Below are 23881 nucleotides of genomic sequence, written 5' to 3' on the forward strand. Positions count from 1 at the left end.
GCGAGGGCCACCCTTGGAATACTGGCGGGCATGTCCGGCATCACCGACCGCCCGAGTTCCGCGCCGACCGCGCAGGACATCGCCCTCGCCGAGCGCCTCGCCACCCTCGCCGGAGAGGCCCTGTCCAGGCCGACCACGGAGGTGGCCGACCAGCTCCGGGCCCACAGCGTGCACATCGCCCTGCTCGAACGGCAGGCGCCCGTCGTCGCGGAGCTGCTGAGCATGTGCCGGGCGGCGGCCGAACGCTGGCAGGCAGGCGGATACGGGCACTTCAGCGTCGCGCGGAACCTGCCCGCCGCGCCCCCGGCCATCGCCAGCCTGCTCCAGTCCGCGATCGACGGCGAAGACGATTCCCAGCTTCACGAGCTGATCGCACGCGCCTGTGCAGCCTCCACCGAGAACGCGCAGAAGCTGATCGCGATCGGCGCCGGGGTGCACGCGCTGCTCGAAGCCGGGCCCCGCCGCTTCCCGGCTATGGCCGCCACCGAGCCGATCGACCCCCGGCGCCTGCCCGACCTGCGCGCCCGTCTGATCAGCGCGCAGCAGGGCAAGCCCGCCGTGAACCGGCTCGCCCTCGCGCTGTTCGAGAACACCGGCACCCTCGTGCCGTACCTGGACGCCGCCGACGACGCGGCCCGGGTACTGCTGGCGCAGGAGAACGACCGGCTCGCCAAGGCCCGGCTGTACCACGTGGACGAGGAGATGACCGAAGCGGCCATCCGCAAGGCGGAGCGCGGCCGCAAGGGGGCGCTAGCCCCGCACCGCGTGCCCGCGCGCCGCGGGTTCATCGCCTTCGGCAAGCCGCTCGTGCGGACCGTCCCGGAGGGCGAGGAACGGCCGGCGGACGTGGTCGCGGTGTCCTGGGGGCCGTGGGCCGCCGACTTCGCGCACGCCCCCGGGCACCTGCAACCGACCCCGGTCGCGGGGCCGCGTCAGCCGTTCTGGCGCTGGTTCGGGCCGGACGGCGTACGACACATCGAGGCTTTCGACGGCCGGGAGCACCCGACGTGGTGGCTAACCTTCTGGACACGCCCCACCCACGCCGTGCCCGGGACTCCGCCGCTGATGGCCGACAACGAGACCACGATCGGGGCCACCGAGACGCCGGGCCCGATGCAGCTCGGCACCACCGACGAGGTCAGTCACGTCGTCTTCGCGTGCTGGGACTTCATCACCCAGGAGCAGGTCACCAAGCGGCCGATCACCCAGCAGCGCGTACAGCCGCGCAAGCCGACCGACCTGCGCCGCGACCGGCGTAAGGGTGTGGTGGACGACTCCGCCGTTCACCTCGTCACGCTGCGGGGCCGCCGTCCTCGCCCCACCGAGTCGTCCCCGGCCGCGCCCGTGCCGATCGGGCGGAAGCTGGACTACCGCCAGGTGATCGCGGAGTACGACCGTTCCCACTGCATGAATCCGCACCTGCACCGGGACGACCCCAACAAGGAGCGGCACCACCACGAGGAGATCACCGTGATCGAGCACGTGCGCGGTCCTGACGGGGCCCCGCTGCGCCCGACGAGGGAGTCCCGCACCGTGCACCAGCTCACGGCGGAAACGGCGGCGCCCGCAGACCCGAAGTAGGTCGACGGCCGCGGCCAGGGAGGACCGGGGTGTGGCCCGTCAGGCCGTAGCACGGAGTCGTTCCAGGAGTTCAGCGACGGGGGTCGTCTGTGCGTAGGGCGACAATTCCGGCTCCAAGTCCTGAATCATCGTCACGCACCGGGGGGCGTTGATCTGGGTGGCTAGGTCCAGGGATTGCATCGCGGTCGCTGCGGCGATGTCCGGTTCGCCGTCCTGGAGATAGGTCTCGGCCTGGTAGGTCAGGAAGACTGCGCGCGTCTTGGAGCGGCTATCGGGCAGTAGGGCAATGCCCTCGTCCATGAGCCGGTGAGCTTGGTGGCGCTGGCCGAGTTCTGCGAGGCAACGCCCGCTGTCAGCGGCAAGGTCAGCGTGTGACATCCACGAGCACCAGGCGGGCGGTGGGTCGTACGACGGGGCGCCCAGCGCTTTCTCCGCGGCGGTGAGCGCCTGTCGGCACCGGCCACTCTCGTCAAGTGCGGCCAGGGCGCGGGCCTGGCGGAGGTGGAGAAGGGACCGGGCGGCGGGGTGCTGGGTGCGGGGGATGGCGTGTTCGAGGATCGCGGCCGCAGTACGCGCGTCCTTGAGCCACAGCATCTGATAGGCGAGATCGGAAAGGATGCCCGCGCCGAGGTCGCGCTGCCCGGCGGTGTGGGCGTTGTGCAGGGCGGCGTGCCAGAAGCGGCCGGCGGAGGCGTGGCGGCGTTCGTCGAACTTCTGCCAGGCGATGGCCTGGGAGAGGGAGGCGGCCAGGGTGTGGAGCCGTCGTTCAACGGAGCGGGTGTAGCGGCCTTCGCTGATGATGTCGGTGACCGTGGTCAGGTGCTCGCCCAGCAGGCGGCGGGTGCGTTTGCGGCGCTGGGTCGCCAGGTGGATCAGCTCGGCGCCGGTGGTCTCCAGCCAGTCGAGCAGTTCGGTGTCGACCGCGAGCCGGGTACCCCAGCGGGGCGACGGCCCGGATTCGGTGACAGCCCACTGGTAGGCGAAGGCGGCGAGGGCGCCGCTGGTGTAGGCGATGAACGACCGGCGGTCCAGGGAGGTCATCAGGGCCTCTCGCAAGGAGGGGACGGCGTTGTGCGGGCCGAGGGGCAGCGGCTTGTCCTGGCCCGGGAGCCAGTTGGGCCAGCCGAGATGGGCGACGGCCGCGTAGTCGATGCCGAAGACCTCGGCGATGAGCGGCTGGGACTCTTCCTCGTCGGGGGTGACCCGGCCGGTCTCCCACTTGGAAACCCGCGAGCCTCTGGTTCCCGAGCGCAGGCCGCGGCGTGCGGCGGCCTGCCGGATGCGGCGGGCCAGTTCCTCCTGTGACCATCCGCGCTCGTTCCTGGCGTACGCGAGGGGGTGGCGGATCTCGTCGTCCACCAGCCCATTGCACCACCGGCGTCAGCTGCGGGAGAGCCGTTCCGGCAAACCGGGGATAGGGCGGGGATAGGGCGTCGCTCTAGGCGCGGCGGCCTGCGGGCGCTGTACTCGTCGTGGTCTCGCCCGGCGCCCCCGTGCGACCGGACGGACCGGGTGAAGACCTGTGTCCTCACCGTCTTCGTGCCCGCCGGCGAGGGGGCCGCGCAAGCTCCTCGTTCTGGGCGGGACGTCTCCGCCGCCGTCGATGCACAGGGAGGGGGCTGCCATGTCGTACGACCACTGAGCCCGAGGTGCCGGGGGCGGGCCCGCGCGGCGGGTCCGCCCCTGTCCGTCCGTTTCCGGAAGGGATGAGCGATGCCGTCAGCCACCGACCTCTATGACCCACTGGACGCCCGGGTCCTGCGTGACCCGTACCCGGTGCTGGCCGAACTGCGGCGCACGACGCCGGTGTTCTGGCACGAGGGGATGGGCTCGTGGGCGCTGACCCGGCACGCCGACTGTGTGCGAGTGCTGAGGGACCACGCCCTGTTCGCCCGCGATCCGCGCCGCACCGGGGGGACGGTCCCGGAGCCGTCCTTGAGCGTGCAGACCCTCGACCCGCCGCAGCAGAGCCGCGTGCGCTCGCTGTTCATGACGGCGCTGCGGGCTCAGGACCTCGGGGCCGTTGAGGAACGCGCCCGCCGCCTGGTGACCGGCCGGCTCGATGTCCTGGCGGCAGGCGGTCAGTTCGATGTGGTCGCGGAGCTCGCGGTACCGCTGTCCGTGGCCGTCGTCGCGGATCTGCTCGGGGTGGAACCCCCGCCGTACGCCGAGTTCGCCGAGGTCTCGGACGCCATCATGCGGAGCATGGACGGCGGGCTGGACCCCTCGCTCGTGGAGCCGGGGCGAATCGCCCGGCAGCGGCTGAGCGAGCTGGTCGACGGCTGGTTCGCCGCCTCGTCCCGGCCGGGCCTGCTCGATCACGTCCGCCGGGCCGGACCCGGTGCCGATCCGCGGGCCCGGCTGTACGTGAAGAACACCGCGCGGGTCATGTTCCAGGGCGGCTACAGCACGATGGCGGCCGCCGTCGGCAACGCGGTGGCTGTCCTCCTCGACCGTCCCGAGGCCCTGGAGCAGATGCGTGATGCGGCGCTGCTGGCCACCGGCGTGGACGAACTGGTGCGCTTCGACGGGCCGGTGCAGGGCACCACCCGCGTGGCGGTGCGCGCGTGCCGGATCGGCGGGGTCGACGTCGCTGCGGGGCAGAAGGTGGTGGCGCTGTTCGCCGCCGCCAACCGCGATCCGGATGCCTTCCTCGGAGCGGACCGGCTGGTGCTGGATCGCGCACCGAACCCGCACCTCGGCTACGGGTGGGGTCCGCACTCCTGCATCGGTACGACCGTCGCCCAAGCGGGCCTGCGCGCCCTGGTCGCGGCTCTCGCCTCCTACCCGGCCCAACTGGTCGCGGCCGGCGAGGGTGTGCGGCGCCGTACGGCGACCATGCGGGCGTATCAGACGCTGCCCGCGCGCCTTCACCGCTGACCCGTCCTCGGCGGCGCCGCCCGCTCGGCACCGCCGCCGGGGCCTGCCCCTCTTCCCTCTGCGTCAGGAGATCCGCCGTGCGCATCCTCGTCGGCAACCACATCGACCCGTCCATTCGGGCCCGCGGCGACATGCGGGCCTGGACACAGCGCCTGCTGTGGTTCGCCCGCCCCGGTGACCTGCTCGTCCTGTGCTGCGAGCCCGACGACGCGTTCCTCGACTACGCGCTGGCCCACACCGGTGTGAAGCGGAGCGAGCTGGCCGTTTTGGTGGCGCCCGCCGGAGCGTGGGGCGACCAGCTCCTCGACCCGGCCGCGCTCACCGCCCCAGTCTTCGTGAAGGCGGTGCGGGCCGCGCTCGACACTGCGGGCGGACCGGGGGCCGTGACGGAGGTGTTCGCGCTATGGCCGTCCGCGTCCGTCGCCCGTTTCGCCGCCGCCCTCGGCATCGAGGACCGGTTCCCCGGCGCCGCGTTCTTCGCCCAGGGCGGCGGGGAGATCGGCAACAACAAGGCGAACTTCCGGGCCCTGGCGGCGGCCGCAGGAGTGCCGATCCTGCCCGGCCGTGTCTGCCGCAGCCGCGCCGAGGCCATCGCCGCGACCGGGGAACTGCTGGAGTTGTCCGGCGGCGGGGCGGTCGTGGTCAAGCAGGCCCACAACGGTGCCGGGGTCGGCAACCAGCTCCTCGTGCGCGACCTGGAGCTGGCGGTGGACCACGTCGGGGCCCGCCACCTGCACCACCTGGCGCCCGGCGAGGACGGCATCGCCGCGTACTGGGATCAGCGCTGGCCGTGGGCGAGCGAGGATGGCCGGTGGCCGGTCGTCATCGAGACCTTCGCGGCCGGCGCGGACGCGGTGTACTCCGAGCACTACGCCGCCGACACCGGCAGCGAGCCGACCGAGATGGGCCGCCTGCTCTACGTCGGCCGGCGCCTGAGCCACCAGGTCGTCCCCCTCGACGGCGTGAGCGACCCGGTCCGGGCGGCGCTGCTGGAGGGGGGCACCCGGCTGGCCGAGGCATACCGGGCCTTCGGCTACCGCGGACACCTGAGCGCGGACGCCCTCGTGCTGCCCGATGGGTCCGTGGTGTTCACGGAGGTCAACGCGCAGGTCTCCGGGTCGCTGCACATCTACCAGCAGATCGCCCGCCACGTCGTGGACGTCGCCGCCGCCCCGCGCCGTCAGGTGGTCGAGTACCACGTCCCGCCCACCTGGACCGTGCCCGACTTCGACACGTTCCTGGCCGCGCTGGACGAGACGGGCCTGACCTACGCCCCGGCCACCCGGACCGGAGTGATCGTGTCGATGCCCGCCATCCCCCTCGCGGCGGGGGCGCCGGTCCAGTTCGTGTTCTGCATCGCCTACGACCCCGCCACCGGCTACGACGACGCGTTCGCCCGGCTCGGCGAGCGCTTCCAGACCCTGCCCGCCGGCGCCGTCGACGCCAGCGAGCACGTCGGCCACACGGCCGTGTCCTTCTCCTCCTGACCGGGAGCCCCACCATGACCACCACCACGGCGGCCGCCGAGGCGGCCCAGCTCACCCCGGCCTTCGACCTCGACGCGGACCGGCTCGCCGACGAGCTCGCGGCCGTCACCTCCCACACCTGGAACGTGCAGCGCACCCACACCTTCGGCGGACAGGTCGGCCATCCCGCCCCGATCGACTGGCGCGTCCTGCCGCTGCGCAGTCTCGGCGGCGACGCGGACCGCACCGACCCGGGCGGTCCCGGTCCGCAGCCGTTCGCGCCGACCCGCTGGCTTGAGCACCTGCCCTACCTCGCCCGCCTCCTGGACCAGGTCCCGGCCCCGCTGAACGCGGTCAGGCTGATGGCGCTCGGGCCCGGCGCCGTCTCCGCAGCGCACTGCGATCCCAAGTACCGGCTCGACCGCGGCCTCACCCGCCTGCACATCCCCATCGTGACCACGCCGGACGCGGTGCTCGTCCTGGACGGCGTCGAACACTGCTGGCAGCCGGGCACCCTGTGGTACGGGGACTTCTCCCGCGAGCACCTGGTCCGCAACACCAGCGACGCGGTGACCCGCGTCCACGTCGTCATCGATGCCCTCCTCACCGCCGAACTCGCAGGCTGGTTCCCCGCCTCCTGGCAAGAGCTGTTCGCGCGCGGGGAGGTCCTGTTCAACCGCCCCGCCCCGGCCGCCGCGTCCGCATGGTCCGCCGCGTTGCCGTACGACGCCCTCTTGCCCAGCGGGTTCGCGGACTTCGACGCGGCCGCCCCGCTGGACGGCTCCCTCCTGCCCGCCCGCCTCGACCGCGCCGACGGCGACGGCCTGGCCCTGACCGTCGCCGGACGCTCCTTCGCGCTCGTCGCGGCCGGCGACGGCGGCGAGTGGCGGTTCTCCGGCTGGAGCGAACAGCGCACCCTGGCGCCCAGTCCCGACGGCGGCCTGCTGCTGCGGGTCCGTCGCGGCCGCGCGCTCGCCGACCGGCACGTGCCCGCCGAGCCCCGTACCCCCTGACCCCTGATCCCGGCCTCACCTGGAAGGAACCGATCCCGCCATGCGCCTGCACAGCCACGACGACTTCACCCCGCTCAAGGAGATCATCGTCGGGTCCGCGGAGAACTACCTCGGCCACGACCGCGACCTCTCCTTCGAGCTGTTCCACCACGAGAACCTGACCGGCTTCCGCTCGGACTGGGCCTACCCCCGGCTCGCACAGACCGGCACCGGCACCCGCGGACAGAACTGGGCCGTCAAGCAGCGCTACGCCGAGGAACTGCACGAGGACGTCGAGAACCTGGCCGCGACCCTCACCGGCCTCGGGGTCACCGTGCACCGACCGCTTCCGCTGCCGCCCGACGCGGCCCGCATCGCGGGCCTGGGCTGGGAGGCGGCACCCACCCCCGCGCTGAACATCCGCGACAACACCCTCATCCTCGGGGACCACATCATCGAGACGCCGCCGGCGATCCGCTCGCGGTACCTGGAGACCCAGCTCCTGCACCGCGTCTTCCGCGCGTACGAGAAAGCCGGGGCCCGGTGGACGGTGATGCCGCGCCCCACCCTCACCGATGGCTCGTTCGATCTGTCCTACGCCCGCGACGCCGCCACCACCCTGGGCGGGCCGACCGAGCCGATCGCCGACCCGCAGCCCAGCCCGTACGACGTCGGTCTGGAGATGATGCTCGACGGCGCCCAGGTGCTGCGGCTGGGCCGGGACCTCGTCGTCAACGTCGCCCAGAACAACCACGAACAGGGCCTCAACTGGCTTCAGCGGCACCTCGGCCACGACTACCGCGTCCACCGGGTGTGGCGGATGGCGGACAACCACATCGACTCGATGGTCCTCGCCCTGCGCCCCGGGGTGTTCCTCGCCCGGCACGACGGCATCCGCGACCTGATGCCCGAACCGCTGCGCTCCTGGCGGTACATCGTGCCGCCCGAGCCCGATGCGGGCGCCTTCCCCGTCTACGGCGACGACGACCTGGTCCTCACCAGCCCGTACATCGACCTCAACGTCCTCTCCGTCGATGAGCACACCGTGCTGGTCAACGAGGATTGCACCGGCCTGGCCAAGACGCTGGAGACCGAGGGCTTCGACGTGGTGCCCGTCCGGCACCGGCACAGGAGGTTGTTCGGCGGCGGGTTCCACTGCTTCACCCTGGACACCTGCCGGGACGGCGGCCTCGTGGACTACCTGTCATGACCGGCGCCGCCGTGCTGCTGCTGGACGCGGCGGGCCCGGAGTCCGCCGCGCTCGCCCGCGCGGCGGCAGGCCGCGGCCACCAGGTCCACGCCGCCACCGCGACGGCGGACGTGCCGGCCCCGGCGCCGGAGCTGGCCGGGCAGGTCGTCACCGACTTCGCCCGGCCCGACCGGGCCGTGGAAGAGATCACCGCGTACGCCCGCCGCCGCGGCGTCGGCGCCGTCCTCACCGCCAACGAGTACCTGACCGAACTCGCCGCGCTCGTGTGCACCGAACTCGGCCTTCCCGGCAACGATCCGCACCTCGCGTACGCCGCCCGCGACAAGGCGGCGATGGCGCGCGTGCTCGCCGCGGCCGGTGTACGCGTCCCCTACACCCGTCTCGTCCACGACGGCACCGACCTGACCGACGCGCTCGCAGACGTGAGGGTCGGCTTCCCGTGCGTCATCAAGCCGGTCGGCGGGGCAGGCTCCGCCGGGGTCACCGTGGCGACCTCACCGGCCGAAGCTGCCACGGCCGCCGCCACCGCCCGCATGGCGCGCGGGCGGTACGGCGACGACGCGGCGGACATCCTGGTCCAGGCGTACGCCGTCGGCGACGAGTACAGCGTCGAGTCCGTCACCCAGGACGCCCACACCACGCACCTCGCCATCACGCGCAAGGCGGTGACCGGCGGTGCCCGCCGCGTCGAGACCGGGCACAGCCTCCCCGTGCACCTGCCCCCGGTGACCGAGGCGGCCGTGCACCGGGAGGTGGCGGCGGCGATCCGCTCGGTCGGCATCCGCCACGGCGCCTCGCACACCGAGGTCGTCATCGACCCCGACGGCCGGTGCACGGTCATCGAGATCGCCGCCCGGCTCGGCGCCGGGCACATCGGCGTCCTGCTCCAGCACGCCCTGGGCATCGACGTCTTCGCGGCCCTGCTCGACGTCGCGCTGGGCCGTCCGGCCGCGCTCTCCCCCACTGCCCGCGGCCATGCCACCGTCCGCTTCGTCACCGCCCCGTGCGCCGGGCGCCTCACCTCCCTGATCGGGTTCCCGAAGCCGGGGCCGGGGGTGCCGTTCGTGCGCTGGCGGGCGGCGATCGGCGGCGTGGTGAATGCCGCCGGCGTCAACGCCGACCGGCTGGGCGCCTTCGTCGTCACCGGCCCGGACGCGGCCGAGGTGGAACAGCGGGCCGACCTGCTCGCGCGGCAGATCCGCGTCCGGGTCGCTCCCACACCGCCCGCACCAGGCGGACCTGATCAGCTCAGCTCGGCGAGCAGGTCGGCCATCGCCCCGTAGCTCTCGCGGACCGCGTCCGCCTTCCCCAGCCTGTGCCGCTCCAGCCGGATCGCGCCCAGGTGCCTCGCCTCGTAGATCCGCGCCCGCCACACCGCACCCTCCGACCGGTCCAGCGGCCCGTAGGACTCCCAGAACGCGGTCCGCTCGTCGTCCTTGGCCGTCGCCATCCGGATCGTCCAATCCGCCTCCGGTGCCCCGAAGGTGCAGCGGTCGAAGTCCAGCACGCCGCTGATGGTCGGCACCTCGGCGTCCCGGTCGAGCAGAGCGTTCACCGTCCACAGGTCGCCGGTCAGAAGGCGGGGTTCGGTGACCTCGTCCAGCACTGCCCGGTCGTGGCCGGCTACGGCGGCGATCTTGCGCACGTCCGCCGAGTCCAGGCCCGCACCGTCCAGGTCCGCGGCGATGTCCTCCAGCGACGCGATCACGGCCTCGCTCCACGTGGCGTATCCCGGCCCGGCCACCGGACCGAAGTGCGGTCCCCGCACATCGTGCACGGCACGGGTGACCGCACCCATCTGCCGGAAGAACGTCGGCCACGTGCTGCGCGGGTACGACCCCAGATGCTCCGGAGCCGGGACACCGTCCAGGTGGGTCTGGATCATCCAGTCCCGGCCGATCACCTGCCCCGTCCAGTCCGCGGCGATCACCTGCGGCATCAGGTGCGCGATCGGAGCCAGCCACGGCAAGCTGGCGTGCTCGTTCCTCATCAGGTGCAGCTCGCTGCGGAACTGCCGCTCCTCCGCCGGCGCCGCCCGAAGAATCACCGGACGGTCCCGCCCGGCCAGGGCCACGCGGTAGACGTTGTTGTACATGCCCGTGCCCAGCTCGACCACGGACACAGGTGCGGCATCATTGCCGAACGCTCGGCGACACACCGCCAGGATTTCCTGCGCGGTCAAGGACTGCTGGAACGCGTCCGCGGTCCGTTCAACTGGCCGGAAGTCCATTCCGCTCACTGCGTGCACCGCCCCGGATACGTCTCTTCTTCCACCGAGAAACCTACGCTCCCTCATCGTTCGTGTACCGCCCTCACACGAAGCTCCCAACCACGCGCACCCTCACCTCCCCCTAGAGCTTTCCATGACTGGATAGCTTGCTTTCCACGATGCGGCAGCTTACCTTTCCGATCATGGATAAGGCAGAGTTGAACCGCCGGTTGACGAACGTCCGCATGAGCCATCGACAGGCACAGGTCCTCAAGCGGGAGTTGCAGGCAGTCGAGCGCCAACGCGACCGGGACGTAGCCGAACTCGACGAGTTCGCCCAGGCACACAAGGAGGCCAGGGCCGACGCCAGCCGCAGGTCCCTCGCCCGGGAGCTGGGGGTCACCCACCCCGTGATCACCGCCATGATCGAGCGGGCGAAGAAGGACGCGTACCCCACCGACTCGACCCCGCTCGTCCCGGTCCTGTCCGCCTACCAGGCGACGGAGTACGTCAGGAGCGGGGCCTTCGGTCAGGTCACCGGTGCGCTGGTGGCGATGAGCGAGACGGACATCCTGCTGGAGTCCGGGCGCCACCCCAAGGTGTTCGCGGACGGTACGAGGATCGCGGCGCCGAACACGCTGCTGCGTAACGCCGAGGGCGAGCTGCTGGGGGTGGAGGAGTGTCTGGCCGGCTATGGCGGCACGGGTCCGAGTAACAGCCTTCGCCTCCTGCGTGACCTCGGCTGGGACGAGGAGGTTGCCCGCGAGGTGTTCCGCCACCGGTTCGTCGAGTTCGACATGGAGCGGGGCGTCATCAGGTCGAGCCCGGACACCCTGCACCACTGCGGCGGGAACCTGGAGTTCACCGGCGGGCACCTTGTCGCACGACTGCGCCGCGGCCGGGCCTGGGACCCTTACGACCGCACCCCGGCCAACGACCCGCTCAGGCTCCGCACCTGGGTGGAGGAGATCCTGAGCCAGCCGGAGAAGCACCCGTGGGCGGCAGGCCCGCGAGTTGCCCGGGTCTACCTCAATCGGGATACCGCCGTCGGCTTGCAGGACCGCATCCGCTTCCGTCCGGGCGTGCGCAACTCACCGTTCAGCGTGGTGATCGAGCAGGGCGAGCTTCAGCTCTGGTGCAGCGCCATCTACCCGTCGGACTGGGCCGAACTCCTTTCACAGGAGCAGCTCGACGTCCTGGCGGCGGCGGACATGTACCCGGCCGAGGTCGAGCCGCGCGGCTGGCTGGACCGATTCCTGCCTCGCCGCCGCGAACGTCCCGACTACATCGACATCTCGACAGACGGCACGGGCGCGCTCCGGCACGAGCCGGACGGCACGGAGCTCGACGGCGAGACGTTCGAGGGAGCCTGACCCCCTCCCCTCCCGCATCGCCGCAAAAGGTGGTATTGTTGTCACTGCTGGGAGGGGGTGGCACCTCGACCAGCGTCATCACTCGAAATCTCGCACAGGGGCTTGCTTCCCCGTTTGGAGCGGACTTGCTGAACAACAACGACACGTCGTACGAGACCGCCGCCGAGGCCGATACCGCCCACCTCATGGCGGGGCGTCAGATCACGCTCGACGAGATCGCGGTCGAACTGGCGGCGATCGAGCTGAGGCTGCGGCAGATCGCTCGCGCGGCGGAGACGCCCGCCACGCCGGTCGAGCTGGAGCCGATGATCGACAGTCTGCGCTCGAAGGCCGGACAGCTGCGGGAGATTGGCGAGGAGGCCGGCAAGCTCGCCCGGATCGTCGAGGGCGATGTCCCGCTCGCCACGAAGTTCTCCGGCTCCGGCGACCCCTGGGGAACCGCGGCGCGCGGCACCGATCGCGAGGACTTCGGCGGGCCTGCCGTCGTACCCACGGCGCGGCAGCTGATTCACCTCGCCCACGGGGCCCGGATGCCGGGCGCGGAGACGACCACGTACCCGCAGGCCATGGCAGGGGTGCGGGTCATCTGGGAATCGAAGGCGGCCCAGGCCAGGCGCCGCAAGGAGCGGGACGCGGCGGTCGAGGTCGAGGTCCTGGAGCTGGAGTGCGAGACCTGCCACGTCAGCTCGGGCGAGCGCTGCGTAACCAAGAACGGGCGGGTGTCCGAGAGGCCGCACACCAAGCGGCTCCGGGAGGCTGAGGCGAACGTGGACGCTCGGCTCGGCTACCTCGGCGACAACCCCGTGGCCGTGCCCGGCGTCGACTGACACGCACAGGGAAGGGGCCTCACACCGGGACAACCGGCGTGAGGCCCCCTTTCTCGTTCTGGGCTCGTACAGTTTGAGGGGGTCCGGAGGCAGCGCGAATGCCTCCGGACCCCCTTTGTCGTTCCGCCGCCTATCCGGCGGGTACGGGTGCCGTGTCGTGGTTGATGGGGGTGACGGTGGTCCACTCCCCCGGCCCGGTCTCGTACTCCATCGCGTATGTCACGTGGCAGCGCACAGGCCGGGGCTCGTCGTTAAGGCGGACGAGGAGGTACCGGCCGGCGGTGTCGACGACGGTCCCGGGGCGGCCGTCGTGCCGTACGCGGGTGGCCAGGCCGAGGTGGACGCCGTGGCGCTCCTGAAGGCCGTAGTACGCCCTCATGTGCTCCAGGTCGTCGTGCTGCCGGTCGGCCGCCTCGAACAGCGTGCGGCAACCGGGGCGGCGGCAGCGGGACTTGGGGAGTTCGTGAGCCCCGAAGAACAGGCCCTCGTCCAGGAGGATGCGCACGGGGTCGCACGCCGCGGCGATTCCGACCATGCCGCTCCCGACGGCGTACTGCTGCGTGAAGACGGCGACGTGCAGCTGGGTGTCGCCGCCCGTGCTGGGGCTGCGGAGGAAACTGGCATCCCTGGGCGCCATGGCGAGTTCACCGCGGCGTGCGACCGGTGCGCCGTGCTCCGCGTGCGCAGGGTCGGTGCCGAGGGGTCGCGGCGCCGGACGACGCAGCATGGGGGCTGTGCTCACTTGTCTCCTTCGATGTTGCTGCCGGAGACCGTGCTGGTGACGGCTTCCGGGTGGGCCTGGGCAAGGTGTTCGTCTGAGTAGGCACGGGCCTCGGCCTCGGTCTTTCCGGCCCCGTATCCGTCGTCGCACAGGTTGCACGACCATGACCAGGGCCATTTCCGGGCCAGCCTCCGCTCCCGCTCGCTGCGGCACAGCAGGACGCTGGTCCGATTGACACTGACCGGACCTGTGACTGCCGGGTAGAGCGCTTCCGTCACCACCGCTCGCACGTGCGCGACGGCAGCCGCTGTTTCCGCCGTGTCGGGTGGGGGGCGTTCACCCCTCCTGGGGGTCTGTGTGCCGGGGGGTGCGGTCACTGGTCTCCTTCGTGTAGCTGCCGAGTGCAGTGATGACGATGAGGTCGAGCTGGTCCGCCAGGGCGGCGAGCCCTTCCGCGGGGTCCATCTCCGGGTGCTCGCGGAAGACTCCGGCGAGATTTCGCAGGAGTTCCGACACCTGGTGCGCGGGGAACAGAGGGCTGCCGTCCTCCAGGCTCCGCAGGACGACCAGGTTGGTAGGGATCGGGATGTGGGCCGGTGCCGACTCAGGGCCGGTCATGGAGATCCCTCGCCGTCGGCAACGCGCCTGGCGTTCTCCAGATCCGCCGCGGTCTGGGCGGTTCCTGCGCTGTTGATCAGCAGGTAGGTGCGGGCTTCGTCGGCGATGCCCGCACAGGTCCGGTCCTCGGCGACCTGGAAACTGGCGATGTTGTCGAAGCGGCGTTGCCCGACCTGCGTGAGCCCGGTGTAGCGGACGTACGGCCCGTCGTCCGTCTCTTCCGTCGTCTCGATCAGGTCCTTCTCGAACCAGGAGGCCGGGACGGCGAACTTGCCGTCGAACCACGCCTTCGCCGTGGTGATGCGCTGCTGCCCGTCGGCGCAGCCCCACATGGCGACGTCGACCTCGTCGTACAGCGGCCTGCGGCCGTCCGGGGAGGTCCAGGTCCCGTTGCAGCGGTCGACTAGGACGATCGGGCCGGTCGGAACGCCGAGGAGCCACGATTCGATGAGGGCGATCCGCTGGGCTTCGTTCCACACGCTCTTGCGCTGGTACGGCGGCTGAAGGTCCAGGTTCCCCTTCTCGACGTCCTTCACGATCTCTGTGGCTCGGCGGAATGTGGGCTGGAAGTTGGTGTGCTGAAGCGGCTTCTCGGCCTGCCGGGTGGCCCGCGGGGCGCTCAACGTCCCTCTCCTTCTCTCGGGGTCGTGGTGGTGAAGACGGTCCTTCACGTCAGACTCCCTGCGGGCGGGGTCCAACGGAGGGCTGGGTCGGTGGCATCGAAGTCGCCAGGGCTGAGGACCCACGCCCGGGGGTCGGCACTGGCGCCGTCGATGGGGACGTACTCGCGCAGCAGGCCGCGCCGCATCGGGCGATGGTCTCCGAGGCTGATGCCGAGCGTCGGGTAGCGGGCGTCCAGCTCTTGCTGGGTCAGCGGGCGCTCGCCGAGCGGGAGGGCGACCTTGCCGTCCGCCCCCTCTTCCCAGGTGCCGGTCTCCTTCACCGGCCAGATGCGGCGGACCTGGCCCCGGTCGACGACGACCAGGAGACGGATCTTGGGGCGGCTGGCCTTGGCCACGCGCCACCATCGGCCGTCCGCCAGTCGCTGGGCGGCGTCGTCCTGGCCGGTCTCGCCGTAGACCCGGCCGTCGTCGTCGGTGCCGGTGCCGGCCCCGCGGTAGATGACCATGGCCAGGTCCTCCAGGCGCTGACGCTGGACCACGATGCGGGGGTCCAGCTCCAGGAGTCCGGCCGCCTCGGTGAGGCCGCCCGCTTCCTTCACGAAGGCGCGGAGCACCTGCGCGCGGCGCTGGTGCAGCTCCTCCTCCGTGCGGTCGAGCTCGTTCAGCTGCTGGTGCAGCTCGTCGAGCAGGGTCAAGACAATCCCCTCTCGGATGGTGTGCAGTTTGCGTGTTCCATATTTCCGACCCACCCCGAGGGCGGTCAAGTGGTATTCGCAAACTGCACACCACCGGAGGGCCCGTTTTCAAGATCGTCAAGCCCGCGCATAATTCCGGTTATGCGCGGCCTATGTGACGTGCGCATGTCACTGTCTGGGCGTACTCCGAACGTGTTTCACTAGTAGTGAAAGCGTGCGGACAGCCTGGGATTTGCGAAGATCGCCCGATTTCCGAACTTGGGGGTCGCGGCTGCGGAGGCCCCTGCCGAGTGGGCGGCCCGCCGAGGGACAGGCGACAGAAAACGCCTGGTCAGCCCCCATGAACGGGGTCGCCCGTGCAGGTCGACGGTCCAGTTCCGCCGCGCCGGGCCTCCTCGTCGAGCAAGCGACCCAGTGTCGCGTCAGGCAGCGTCGGTGAGCGGGGTCAGCTGCACGCCGAGGTGATGCTCCGGCTCGGCGTGCGGGACGCCGTCCGCGCCCAGAAACAGGTAGAAGAACTGCGTCGTGAGCGGCTTCGAGGTCGAGGAACCGCCCTTGGTGACGCCGGTCAGGGCGCCGGCAGAGTAGACGTGCGGCAGCCACTCGGGGCCCACGATCGCCTCCACCCAGGCCCGCGCCTCCGCCGGGTTCACGGGCTGACGGGTGCCGAGCTGCTTGTGCTTCGCGGCGACCGACAGCGTCAGCAGACTGCCCTCCCGGCCCGGCTGCTCCAAGAGCGCGGCCTGGTCGCTGATGTCCCCGACGAAGCTGAGGGTGGCGTGCCGATCGGTCACCGAGCGCACCGGGCCGAAAGAGTGCGGCACCGCCAAGCCCCCCGCCCGGTACTGCTCCAGCACCGACGAGGGCAACACGGAGGCCAACTCACTGTCAGCCGGGTCCGTGGAGAACAGGCCCCGGCGAAAGCGCCGCAGCTCCTCCTCGTGCTTGCGCAGAACAGTACGAATGTCGACATGCATGTCACCCACGCTACAAGCCGCCACTGCTCCTCTGACCTGCGCTGACCATGAGCGCTGTCACATGCGGGCGGGCGCGTCCTTGGGATAGACCACCGTCACGACCGACACATCGAACCGGCTCTCCGGGTCGCGGTCCGGGTCCTCGACGTACACCTCGATGTCCTCCAGCGCGTCGGTGAGCGCCTGGAGGACATCGTCCGCGGGCACAGCCGGCCCGTCCTGCCGCTCCAGGATGGCCGTGATGGTGAAGGTGACGCGCTTGGGCATGACGGGGCTCCTCAACGTGCGATCGGGATGCGGCAAAGAGGGGTTGGCCAACCCGCCACAAGCAGCGTAGGAACCCTTCTGAACTGCGCCAACCGAGGCCAGGGAACCTTGAGAAACCCCGTCGGGCCCTGCGGGCGCCCCGTTCATGCCCAACGGCCGCCTTCGCGCCGCCCGCGATCCCGATCTGGTGGCTCGGGGGCATGATTCCGGCGGGAGCAGCCACCGATGCACACTCGGTCTCGGTTCCATAACGACCGCCCGAGCGGTGCGTGATCGAGCGTCCACGCCTGGCACGGGCCACCCTGTGCCGCGCTGGTCGCCGCCACGGCTGCCCGCTCTCGGTACGGTGGCGGCGGCAGGAACGAGGGGGGTCATGGGCCGCAGGGCAACGAAGAAGGCGGCGCCGCCGGCGACGCGGGAACGCCGCCCGGCACGACGACTGCAAGGGGTCGATCCCCGGGTGCTCGCCGGGAAGCTGTACGAGCTGCACGCCCGCGCGGAGCGCCAAGGCGACCAGGGGTATCTGGAGCGGTGGCCCGGTGATGGCGAGACGCACGGCGTCCTGCACTTCGCCCAGGTGCACGCGGACCGCCTGGACGGCGAGGCGTACCAGCAGGCGGCGCTCCTGCGGATCACGCTGGCCGAGTGGCTGCGGCAGCAGGCCGATCCGCTCCAGCTCCGGGCGCTCGACGACGCCCGCGGCGCCGGGGTGCAGTGGGATCAGGTGGCGCTCGCCCTCCAATACACCAACGTGGACGGCGAGCCGAACCCGTCCAGCGCCTTCAACCGGCACGCGAGCCTGAAGGTGGCGGTGCTCGGCCGGCCCGAGGACCGGCGTCAGCCGCACGTGGCCCGGATCATCGAGGCTCGCGCCGTCCAGGAGGAGCTGGAGCGGCGGGACCGCGAGCGAGCGGAGGACGCCCGGTATCCGGCGATGGATGCCGCCGCGCGGGCCCTGCTGGAGCACTTCGAGTCCGGCGAGATCCTGAGCGACCCGGATGACGATTTCTGGTGGAGCGAGCTGGCCGACGTCGTCGACGACCGGCGGGACGCCTCCGAGCGGGCCAACCTCGTGGTGTACGTGCGCGGCGTCGTACGGGAGACCTATGCGCACGCGAAGCGGACCGGCGAGTCGCCTACGACAACCGAACGGGCCAGGCAGGTCCTGGAGGAAGCGGCCGCACTGGTGGACCCTTCTGCCAGCGAGCGCGACTGGTAGGGCGCATACCCTCACGGCCGGAGGCCCGGACCAACGCGGTCCGGGCCTCCGGTTCGTGCACCGTCTCTACACCGAAGCCGGTTGGGGTGGTGCCGGGCAGCAGCGCGCGACGGGCTTGAAGCCCATGATCGGGGCATCCCCTGACAGGGGGCGGTGAGTGGGGCAGTCGTCGAGCATCTTGACCAGTCCGCCGCAGGCCGCCCGCGGGCAGACACACGTCGCCGGGTCGGGCTGACCGTTGATGAGGAAGAGATGCACCTCGAAGGGCTTGGTCATGCGTACGTCACCAGCCAGATGAAGAAGAGGAACATGGCAGCCATGATGGCCAGGCCCGCCAGCAGAGAGCGAGCGTTCCCCTCGGCCCGACGCTGTTCATGCTCGTGCAGTCCGCGGGCCACCCCCCGCGCGATGTCGTCCTCGTTCATACGCCCACCTCTTCCCTCGTGTCCCCCGCCGCACTGTCCAGAGGCGCCTCGGTCTGCGCCACGGTGCGCCCGTTGTGCACGCCTCGCCGTTTCGCCGGCCACGCGAGCGCGGCCCCGTGGGTGTGCTGCCGGTATGCCACATCCCGGCTCAAGCCGGCGGCGGCGCCGATCTGCTCGTACGTCGCGGGCTCGTTGCCCGGCCGGTTGTCTCCCCGCCTGGCCGCGCCCGCAGCCTGGTGCGCGGCGCGCCCCGCAGCGTCCGCGACCTGCATGAGCAGCTGGATGCGACGCAGGGGGTCTATCGCGAGATTGGCCGCGCGGGCCAGGAGCTCGACGCGCTCGGCACCTTCGGCCCGGTCGGCCTGCTGGGCAAGCTGCTCGACCTCATCGGCGAACATGTCGACGTCGTACGCCAACGGAACCCCCTGTGTTGGTTGCAGCCAACGGCGAAGGCGAGCGTATCGGGCCCCGTTGGCTCTAGCCAACGACTTCCCCGAATGCCTCGCGCGCCGGACGGAGATGCGGTATGACTCTGGTATGACTGAATCCAGGACCCCGCCGAAGGCGAAGACCGCGATCACGCTCCCCCAGGAGGTGCTCGACCAGCTCAAGGCCCGCGAGACCGCGGGTGAGATCCCGAGCGTCTCCGGGCACATCCAGACCCTGCTGATGCGCGAGCAGGAGGCCGCCAAGGTGGACGCCGTCCTCGCGCGCCTCTTCCCGGGCGAGCGCCCCGGCGCTGAGCACCTGGAGTGGGCGGCCAAGGCGCTCGGCGTCGGCGCCAGCACCGGAGAGAGCAGCGCCGCGTGATCGGCGGCCGCATCCTCGACACCACGGCGCTGACCGCCGCCGCACGCGGAAGCCTCTACATGCAGGCCCTTCTGTCGATCGCCCATCAGCGAGTCATCCCGCTCCTCGTCCCGACGACCGCCCTGTCCGACGCGTACGCCGACCTCAAGACCGACGCGGCGCACGCACTGTCGACCATTGTCCAGTTCCCCCTCCTGACCGTCGCTCCGCTCGATGAGGCGGACGCGCGAGGGGCGGGCATCCTGCGCGCGAACGTCGAGGGCGAAGCCAGCACCACCGCCGGCCACGTCGCCTACCTGGCGGCCGCCCGGCAGTGGCCTGTGATCACAGGCGACCCCGAGCGGCTCCGCGCCCTGTACCCGGACATCGAGACCGAGGCGTTGCCGTGAGGAACTCGGGAGACACCCCGGCGGAGTACCCGGTCAAGTTGACCCGTCCACTCCGTCGAGGGATGCCCGGCCGCTCGACCGGGGCGACGACGCCCCCACCACCCGAATCAGCGGAGCGGCGCCTGCACCCGACCCGCGTACGCTCCGCCCGGGGAAGGGGCGGCACCCCTCTCCCGGCCATCTCGAAACCTGCAACGAAGGGCCTTCCGGCTTCATGACCACCTACGACTCCGCCCGCGCCATGGCCACGCCACGCGTGACCGTCGACCCAAGCCTGCCCGAAGAGGCGAAGACGTTCCTGCGTCGCCTCGACCCGGCTCTCCTGCGCTCCGCGTCCACTCCCGCCCCCGACATTGCGGCGCCGGGGCTCCTGCGATCGGCCTTCCGTCCGCTCAGGAAGCTCGCAGGGCTGATGCTGGGGACGGTGGCGCTCTGCCCCATCTTCGCGACGCTCTACAGCGAAGTCGCTTCCCTGTCGTACTGGGTCGCGCTGCGGTCGCTGCTGTGGGGCTGTGCACTCTTCGCGGTGCTGGGGTTCTGGGTCGTGATCGCGCTGACCAACGAGCGCATGGGGGGTCGCCACCGTTCAGCCCAGCTCCTGAAGGAGTCCCACGGCCGCTATCTCGGCCCGGCCGAGTTCATGCCCGACGCGGCCATGGTTCTCGTGCGAGTCCAGGCCGCGACCGACTCGGTCCTGGGCTCCGAGCTCCAGGAGCAGGGGCTCCTCGACCGCGATCTGAACCTCACCGGCCTGCCCGCCTTCGAGTGGGAGATCGCGCAGGCACTCGCCGCGTACAGCCGGGAGGTGATGAGTCTTCCGGCCTGGCCGGCGGGGGAGAAGGCCGCGCGGGTCCTGGACGCTGGCCGGGCGGGTCTGGGCCGTCGACTCGAAGGCATCACCGACCGGGTGGCCCTCCTTGAGCAGTACGCGATGCTGGTAACGATGGCGGGGATCTCGTACCGCGAGCGTGAGCAGCTGCGAGGTCTCGGCAACCGAGACGGCGCCGCGGAGGAGGTCCTGGCCATGATGGCTCGTGACTCGGAGGCGAGCGTCATCAGCGATTTGGACCAGGCTCTTGCCGCCGCTCGGGAGGCGGGCGCTGCCCTATTCCCCAAGCAGTAGCGTCCTGCCATGACGAAGGCCCCCGCCGGCGGCGGGGGCCTTCGTCATGGCGGCGCGGTCAGGCGACGGCGGTGCGTTCCTCGTCCTGCTGCCCGTCACTCTCCAGTTCCGGGCGCGAGGCGGGGACGACCTTCTTCGGATACACCTTGTCGATCGTCTCGATGTACTCGGTCAGACGGGTGCGGGCTTCCTCCGCCTGGCGCCGGATCGCGTCGGCGTCCTTGCGCTCCATCGCGGCGATGTGCCGCTCCTTGACGCTGCCGATCGCCGTGGTGACGCGGGTCAGGGTCTTCTGGGTCCGCAGGACCGCAGGGGGAGCGGTGAGCGCGGCCGCCGCGTCGTCGCTCTCGTCCGTGATCAGCTTGATGGGGTACTTGAGCTCTGCGGCCGCCCGCTCGAACTGGGCGGCTGTGGGGCGTCGACGGCTCTCCGCCGCCGCCAGCTCCCATGCCTTGGGGATGACCGCGAGGGCGGCGTCCTCGCCGTGCTGGTCGATGACCGCGGCGATGACGACGGCGTGGGAGGGCCTGCTGATGCGGTGCACTTTTTTACACCGGATATTCAGCGCCACCACCTTGGCCAGGGCCGCGGCCTCCCTGACGAGCCGGTGGACGTACTTCGTACTGATCTCCAGCACCTCGGCGCCCCACTGCTCGAAGCTCGTGTAACTGGAGTGCTGCCACAGATCGTGCTCCTTGGCGTAGGCCAGGAGCAGGCCCTTGTTGACCGCGCCGACAGCCAGGACGTCGGCGACGGCCTCCTCTCCGCTCTCCTTGGCGTCGCGGAGCAGAGCCGTCACCTGCTCCAGCTGCTCCTGCGGCGTCCCCTTGATGACACGGGCAGGGTCGATGACGTTGGTGCCGGTGAAACGGTCGGCCTCCAGGCCGGGCACCTTCTTCACGGGCTGGGCGCCCTTCCGAAGCCGGCCCGCGGCCATGCTCGGTCGGGCCGGTGCCTGGGCGCTCATCGAGTGACCTCCACAAGAAGCTCCTTGGCGAGTTGGTGCATGTCAGAGTCCGCTTTCAGCCGGGGGACCGTGCCGAAGCTCTGGGCGTAACCCGTCTTGGACTCGGACGCGGGAATCTCGGACTTGAGGACGTGCAGCCCTTCCTCTTCCAGCTCCTTGCGGACTCCATCAGCCGCTCCCGCACTGGGGTTGAAGCGCGTGAGCAGGCAGACGACGTGAGGCCGGTGGCCGGACATGGTCTCGACCTCGTCCATCGCGCCCAGGATCGACGCGCCGCGGAACTTCTCCATGCCGCTCGGATAGAGGGCCAGCACGAGGAGATCCGAGGCCCGGATCGCGGCGAGGTGGGAGTTCTGCTTGCCGCGGTCCCACGCTTTGGTGTCGATCAGGGAGAGGCCGCGCCGCGGCCGGAGCCGGTCCACTTCAGCCTTCAGGGAGGGTGCGGCCGGGGCGCGGTACACGGGGGCACCGAGGCCCTCGCTGTGCACGGGAAGCATCTCGGCCCACGCGAGCAGGGAACCGGGCTCCTCCTGGCCGTCGCTGTCGTCGGCATCGTGCGCGACAGCGGGGATGCCCATCTTCTTCCAGTTCCGCAGGAGGTGAGCGAGAGTGGTGGACTTCGCGCTCCCTCCCTTGCCGACGAACGAGATCGTCCGTCCCTCCTCTGGGAGGGGGTTCTTCCAAGTCCAGTCCATGGGCCGGAGGGTACCGACAATCGGGCATTCGGGAGGGTACGGACGCCGGTTTTTAGTACGACCACCCGTCAAGACGACATCTGTTCCGCACTCGGACCAACGATCTCGGGGAGGCCGACGAGCAGGTATAGGAAAAGGGGCCGCCGGGGCGCCCGGTGCTGGAGGAGGATGCTGCGGTATCCGGGGCTGACGGTGCAGCGTCCTAGGGTTGGGACGCCCGAGCCTCAGAAACCGATGAACGGAGAGTCCATGCGTCACCAGGCGGCGGCCGTCAGCCGCAGGCCCAACCGGCCCGGAGGCGTCCTGTCGTGGGGGAGGGGACCGCGCTGATGGATGTCGAGAAGTTCATCCTTCCCGGCGGCATCGTGCTCGCCGCGCTCTGTGTCCTCGGCACCGTGGGGATCGTGCTGCGCTCGCGTCGCAGCCGGGAGCGGGACAAGATGTCCCCCGAGGAGCGCGAACGGCTCGCCGAGGAGCGGCGCAAAACCTGGCGCCGCCGCATGGCCGTCATCAGCCTGTCGGTCTCCTTCGTCCTCATCTTCTGCATCGCCGGGATCGCGGCCTGGCTCTCCTTCGGCGCACAGAAGGCGTACGCCTTCGACCGCAACGGAGGTTCCTGGTCCGCGGCGACCGGCTTCGCCCTCCTTCTGGACGCGGGTGCGCTCGGCCTGTCGCTGCTGCGGCTGTTCGAGGCGCTGACAGCCCGGTCCAGCCAGCTGACCCGCTTCTACCTGGTGGCGTTCGTCGTGGCCTCCGCGACGATGAACCTGCTTCACGCCCCGTCGACCTCGCTCGGCGGCCGGCTCGTCGCGGTCATCCCGCCGCTGGTGTACGCGGCGTTTCTGGAGACCCTGCTCAAGAAGGTCGAGCAGCTGGTTCTCGGCAAGTACCCGAAGCGGAAGGTCAAGAAGAACGTCGAGCGCGGCTACAGCTTGCTCTTGTGGGTGCCGTTCGTCGGCTACCCCTGGCAGATGTGGAAGAAGTGGCGCGAGGACCTGCACAGCACCTTGCAGTACGTCCGCGCCCCGGGCTCCAGGACGCCCGTCCCCGAGATGGAGCCCTCCACGGCCGCGCCGCAGCTGGTGGAGTCGTCTCAGGTGCGGGAGGGTACTTCCCCGGTCCAGCGACAGTCAGCGTCCGCCGCGCCGGCGCCCGTGCCGCAGGCTGCGACGGCGCCGCGTCCCGTTCCTGCCCAGCAGCCGCCGACGGCGACCGTCCCCGCCCCGGCCGCCGCGACCGGACCGATAGGTACCGCGGCCGCCGCGCAGCCGACGCCGCCGCCCGGTCCGACTCCGCAGGCCGCCGCCCAGCCGGTGCCGGTGCCGTCGTCCCCGGCACCCTCGAAGAAGGACCAGCTCCGCGACGCCCTGGTGGAGCAGATCCGGGCCGGTGACCTCCGTGTCCTGGACGACAGCCCGCAGGTCAGCAATGGGGCCGCCTACCGGGCGAACATGGAGCTGGGGAAGGCGGCCGGGAAGGGCCTCAAGAACGGAAAGCAGGAGGGCATCCTGGCTGAGGGAGCGGTCCGTACGGCGGTGAAGCAACTCCTCCCGGAGCTGCGGCAGATCGCGGAGGAGGAGCGGGCCCGGCGCGCTGCGGCTGCCGCGTCCCAGAGGGCTCCTGAACCCGCGCCGGACCATCAGGGGCCTGCGGACGGCGGGGCGAACAGCGCGGACGAGTCCCGGGAGCGCCAGGCGTCAGCGGCACCCGGCATCGGGCACCAGCGCGGAGAGGAAGCCGACACGAGCAGCGAGGAGAGGGAGGCTGCGCTCGCGTAGACAGAACGGCTCGGCGAGATAGGGAAGGGCCCGACG

At 71.2% G+C, this 23881-nt stretch carries 26 protein-coding genes; 13 read left to right on the forward strand and 13 right to left on the reverse strand.

Annotation, left to right across the window (positions count from 1 at the left end; translation table 11 throughout):
- The first annotated feature begins 30 nt into the window (after positions 1-30).
- Positions 31-1581, forward strand: a complete 1551-nt coding sequence (locus IAG42_RS37460) for a hypothetical protein (protein ID WP_188342105.1) — start codon at positions 31-33, stop codon at positions 1579-1581.
- Between the two features lie 39 nt (positions 1582-1620).
- On the opposite strand, the gene IAG42_RS37465 is transcribed toward IAG42_RS37460, so the two are convergent.
- Positions 1621-2940 (reverse strand): helix-turn-helix domain-containing protein, encoded by a 1320-nt coding sequence (locus tag IAG42_RS37465; protein ID WP_223206519.1) that lies wholly within the window; start codon positions 2938-2940, stop codon positions 1621-1623.
- A gap of 354 nt (positions 2941-3294) precedes the next feature.
- Between IAG42_RS37465 and IAG42_RS37470 the strand changes: the two genes are divergently transcribed.
- The 5 genes from IAG42_RS37470 to IAG42_RS37490 all read left to right on the forward strand — a co-directional run bounded on the left by IAG42_RS37470 (position 3295) and on the right by IAG42_RS37490 (position 9412).
- Positions 3295-4461: a cytochrome P450 gene (locus IAG42_RS37470; RefSeq protein ID WP_188342106.1), complete on the forward strand. Its 1167-nt coding sequence runs from the start codon at positions 3295-3297 to the stop codon at positions 4459-4461.
- Positions 4462-4538: 77 nt separating this feature from the next.
- Positions 4539-5948, forward strand: a complete 1410-nt coding sequence (locus IAG42_RS37475; protein WP_188342107.1) for a preATP grasp domain-containing protein — start codon at positions 4539-4541, stop codon at positions 5946-5948.
- A gap of 14 nt (positions 5949-5962) precedes the next feature.
- Complete coding sequence (locus IAG42_RS37480; protein WP_188342108.1) at positions 5963-6940, forward strand: aspartyl/asparaginyl beta-hydroxylase domain-containing protein; 978 nt, start codon at positions 5963-5965, stop codon at positions 6938-6940.
- A 40-nt stretch (positions 6941-6980) separates the two neighbouring features.
- Positions 6981-8129, forward strand: coding sequence for a glycine amidinotransferase (locus IAG42_RS37485; RefSeq protein ID WP_188342109.1), 1149 nt, complete (start codon positions 6981-6983; stop codon positions 8127-8129).
- Positions 8126-9412, forward strand: a complete 1287-nt coding sequence (locus IAG42_RS37490; RefSeq protein WP_188342110.1) for an ATP-grasp domain-containing protein — start codon at positions 8126-8128, stop codon at positions 9410-9412. The genes IAG42_RS37485 and IAG42_RS37490 overlap by 4 nt, the downstream gene beginning before the upstream one ends.
- Here IAG42_RS37490 and IAG42_RS37495 read toward each other — a convergent pair.
- On the reverse strand, positions 9373-10251 hold the full coding sequence (locus tag IAG42_RS37495; RefSeq protein WP_317453371.1) for a phosphotransferase family protein: 879 nt from the start codon (positions 10249-10251) through the stop codon (positions 9373-9375). The two genes, IAG42_RS37490 and IAG42_RS37495, sit on opposite strands and share 40 nt — an antisense overlap.
- 332 nt (positions 10252-10583) lie before the next feature.
- Between IAG42_RS37495 and IAG42_RS37500 the strand changes: the two genes are divergently transcribed.
- Both IAG42_RS37500 and IAG42_RS37505 read left to right on the forward strand, forming a co-directional pair.
- Positions 10584-11711 (forward strand): hypothetical protein, encoded by a 1128-nt coding sequence (locus IAG42_RS37500; RefSeq protein ID WP_188342111.1) that lies wholly within the window; start codon positions 10584-10586, stop codon positions 11709-11711.
- A 125-nt stretch (positions 11712-11836) separates the two neighbouring features.
- Entirely contained in the window at positions 11837-12538 is a 702-nt protein-coding gene (locus IAG42_RS37505) for a zinc finger domain-containing protein (protein WP_188342112.1), read from the forward strand.
- A gap of 130 nt (positions 12539-12668) precedes the next feature.
- Here the strand turns inward: IAG42_RS37505 and IAG42_RS37510 are convergent, their stop codons facing one another.
- From IAG42_RS37510 to IAG42_RS37535, 6 genes are all read right to left on the reverse strand, one after another.
- Positions 12669-13280 carry a hypothetical protein gene (locus IAG42_RS37510; protein ID WP_188342113.1) on the reverse strand — a complete coding sequence of 204 codons (612 nt, stop codon included), beginning with the start codon at positions 13278-13280 and terminating at the stop codon, positions 12669-12671.
- Between the two features lie 315 nt (positions 13281-13595).
- Positions 13596-13877 (reverse strand): hypothetical protein, encoded by a 282-nt coding sequence (locus tag IAG42_RS37515; protein ID WP_188342114.1) that lies wholly within the window; start codon positions 13875-13877, stop codon positions 13596-13598.
- Positions 13874-14500 carry a DUF262 domain-containing protein gene (locus IAG42_RS37520; protein ID WP_188342115.1) on the reverse strand — a complete coding sequence of 209 codons (627 nt, stop codon included), beginning with the start codon at positions 14498-14500 and terminating at the stop codon, positions 13874-13876. The genes IAG42_RS37515 and IAG42_RS37520 overlap by 4 nt, the downstream gene beginning before the upstream one ends.
- Positions 14501-14544: 44 nt before the next feature.
- Positions 14545-15195, reverse strand: a complete 651-nt coding sequence (locus IAG42_RS37525; protein ID WP_188342116.1) for a hypothetical protein — start codon at positions 15193-15195, stop codon at positions 14545-14547.
- 422 nt (positions 15196-15617) lie between these two features.
- Entirely contained in the window at positions 15618-16172 is a 555-nt protein-coding gene (locus IAG42_RS37530) for a hypothetical protein (RefSeq protein WP_188342117.1), read from the reverse strand.
- A 57-nt stretch (positions 16173-16229) separates the two neighbouring features.
- Entirely contained in the window at positions 16230-16439 is a 210-nt protein-coding gene (locus IAG42_RS37535; RefSeq protein WP_188342118.1) for a hypothetical protein, read from the reverse strand.
- Positions 16440-16812: 373 nt separating this feature from the next.
- Here IAG42_RS37535 and IAG42_RS37540 point away from each other — a divergent pair, with 373 nt between their 5' ends.
- Positions 16813-17658: a hypothetical protein gene (locus IAG42_RS37540; protein ID WP_188342119.1), complete on the forward strand. Its 846-nt coding sequence runs from the start codon at positions 16813-16815 to the stop codon at positions 17656-17658.
- 66 nt (positions 17659-17724) lie between these two features.
- On the opposite strand, the gene IAG42_RS37545 is transcribed toward IAG42_RS37540, so the two are convergent.
- From IAG42_RS37545 to IAG42_RS37555, 3 genes are read right to left on the reverse strand one after another with little or no spacing between them, the layout of a single operon-like run.
- Positions 17725-17934, reverse strand: coding sequence for a hypothetical protein (locus IAG42_RS37545; protein WP_188342120.1), 210 nt, complete (start codon positions 17932-17934; stop codon positions 17725-17727).
- Positions 17931-18083 carry a hypothetical protein gene (locus IAG42_RS37550; protein WP_188342121.1) on the reverse strand — a complete coding sequence of 51 codons (153 nt, stop codon included), beginning with the start codon at positions 18081-18083 and terminating at the stop codon, positions 17931-17933. The genes IAG42_RS37545 and IAG42_RS37550 overlap by 4 nt, the downstream gene beginning before the upstream one ends.
- Positions 18080-18499: a hypothetical protein gene (locus IAG42_RS37555; RefSeq protein ID WP_223206520.1), complete on the reverse strand. Its 420-nt coding sequence runs from the start codon at positions 18497-18499 to the stop codon at positions 18080-18082. The genes IAG42_RS37550 and IAG42_RS37555 overlap by 4 nt, the downstream gene beginning before the upstream one ends.
- Positions 18500-18620: 121 nt before the next feature.
- Between IAG42_RS37555 and IAG42_RS37560 the strand changes: the two genes are divergently transcribed.
- From IAG42_RS37560 to IAG42_RS37570, 3 genes are all read left to right on the forward strand, one after another.
- Positions 18621-18893, forward strand: a complete 273-nt coding sequence (locus IAG42_RS37560; protein ID WP_188342122.1) for a hypothetical protein — start codon at positions 18621-18623, stop codon at positions 18891-18893.
- Complete coding sequence (locus IAG42_RS37565) at positions 18890-19282, forward strand: hypothetical protein (protein ID WP_188342123.1); 393 nt, start codon at positions 18890-18892, stop codon at positions 19280-19282. The genes IAG42_RS37560 and IAG42_RS37565 overlap by 4 nt, the downstream gene beginning before the upstream one ends.
- A 214-nt stretch (positions 19283-19496) precedes the next feature.
- On the forward strand, positions 19497-20405 hold the full coding sequence (locus tag IAG42_RS37570; RefSeq protein ID WP_188342124.1) for a hypothetical protein: 909 nt from the start codon (positions 19497-19499) through the stop codon (positions 20403-20405).
- 58 nt (positions 20406-20463) lie between these two features.
- On the opposite strand, the gene IAG42_RS37575 is transcribed toward IAG42_RS37570, so the two are convergent.
- A complete protein-coding gene (locus IAG42_RS37575; protein ID WP_188342125.1) occupies positions 20464-21372 on the reverse strand; it encodes a hypothetical protein in 909 nt (302 codons plus the stop codon).
- Complete coding sequence (locus IAG42_RS37580; RefSeq protein WP_188342126.1) at positions 21369-22067, reverse strand: hypothetical protein; 699 nt, start codon at positions 22065-22067, stop codon at positions 21369-21371. The genes IAG42_RS37575 and IAG42_RS37580 overlap by 4 nt, the downstream gene beginning before the upstream one ends.
- A gap of 329 nt (positions 22068-22396) precedes the next feature.
- On the opposite strand from IAG42_RS37580, the gene IAG42_RS37585 reads away from it, so the two are divergent.
- Entirely contained in the window at positions 22397-23845 is a 1449-nt protein-coding gene (locus IAG42_RS37585) for a DUF2637 domain-containing protein (protein WP_188342127.1), read from the forward strand.
- Positions 23846-23881: the final 36 nt, after the last annotated feature.

Origin of the sequence: Streptomyces xanthii, from assembly GCF_014621695.1 — a bacterium.
Lineage (GTDB): Bacteria > Actinomycetota > Actinomycetes > Streptomycetales > Streptomycetaceae > Streptomyces > Streptomyces xanthii.

Coding starts and splice junctions, on each gene's coding strand:
- IAG42_RS37460 (WP_188342105.1), top strand. CDS start 31: ATGTCCGGCATCACCGACCGCCCGAGTTCCGCGCCGACCGCGCAGGAC.
- IAG42_RS37470 (WP_188342106.1), top strand. CDS start 3,295: ATGCCGTCAGCCACCGACCTCTATGACCCACTGGACGCCCGGGTCCTG.
- IAG42_RS37480 (WP_188342108.1), top strand. CDS start 5,963: ATGACCACCACCACGGCGGCCGCCGAGGCGGCCCAGCTCACCCCGGCC.
- IAG42_RS37485 (WP_188342109.1), top strand. CDS start 6,981: ATGCGCCTGCACAGCCACGACGACTTCACCCCGCTCAAGGAGATCATC.
- IAG42_RS37490 (WP_188342110.1), top strand. CDS start 8,126: ATGACCGGCGCCGCCGTGCTGCTGCTGGACGCGGCGGGCCCGGAGTCC.
- IAG42_RS37500 (WP_188342111.1), top strand. CDS start 10,584: ATGAGCCATCGACAGGCACAGGTCCTCAAGCGGGAGTTGCAGGCAGTC.
- IAG42_RS37515 (WP_188342114.1), bottom strand. CDS start 13,877: ATGACCGGCCCTGAGTCGGCACCGGCCCACATCCCGATCCCTACCAAC.
- IAG42_RS37530 (WP_188342117.1), bottom strand. CDS start 16,172: ATGCATGTCGACATTCGTACTGTTCTGCGCAAGCACGAGGAGGAGCTG.
- IAG42_RS37535 (WP_188342118.1), bottom strand. CDS start 16,439: ATGCCCAAGCGCGTCACCTTCACCATCACGGCCATCCTGGAGCGGCAG.
- IAG42_RS37540 (WP_188342119.1), top strand. CDS start 16,813: ATGGGCCGCAGGGCAACGAAGAAGGCGGCGCCGCCGGCGACGCGGGAA.
- IAG42_RS37545 (WP_188342120.1), bottom strand. CDS start 17,934: ATGACCAAGCCCTTCGAGGTGCATCTCTTCCTCATCAACGGTCAGCCC.
- IAG42_RS37550 (WP_188342121.1), bottom strand. CDS start 18,083: ATGAACGAGGACGACATCGCGCGGGGGGTGGCCCGCGGACTGCACGAG.
- IAG42_RS37560 (WP_188342122.1), top strand. CDS start 18,621: ATGACTGAATCCAGGACCCCGCCGAAGGCGAAGACCGCGATCACGCTC.
- IAG42_RS37570 (WP_188342124.1), top strand. CDS start 19,497: ATGACCACCTACGACTCCGCCCGCGCCATGGCCACGCCACGCGTGACC.
- IAG42_RS37575 (WP_188342125.1), bottom strand. CDS start 21,372: ATGAGCGCCCAGGCACCGGCCCGACCGAGCATGGCCGCGGGCCGGCTT.
- IAG42_RS37580 (WP_188342126.1), bottom strand. CDS start 22,067: ATGGACTGGACTTGGAAGAACCCCCTCCCAGAGGAGGGACGGACGATC.
- IAG42_RS37585 (WP_188342127.1), top strand. CDS start 22,397: ATGGATGTCGAGAAGTTCATCCTTCCCGGCGGCATCGTGCTCGCCGCG.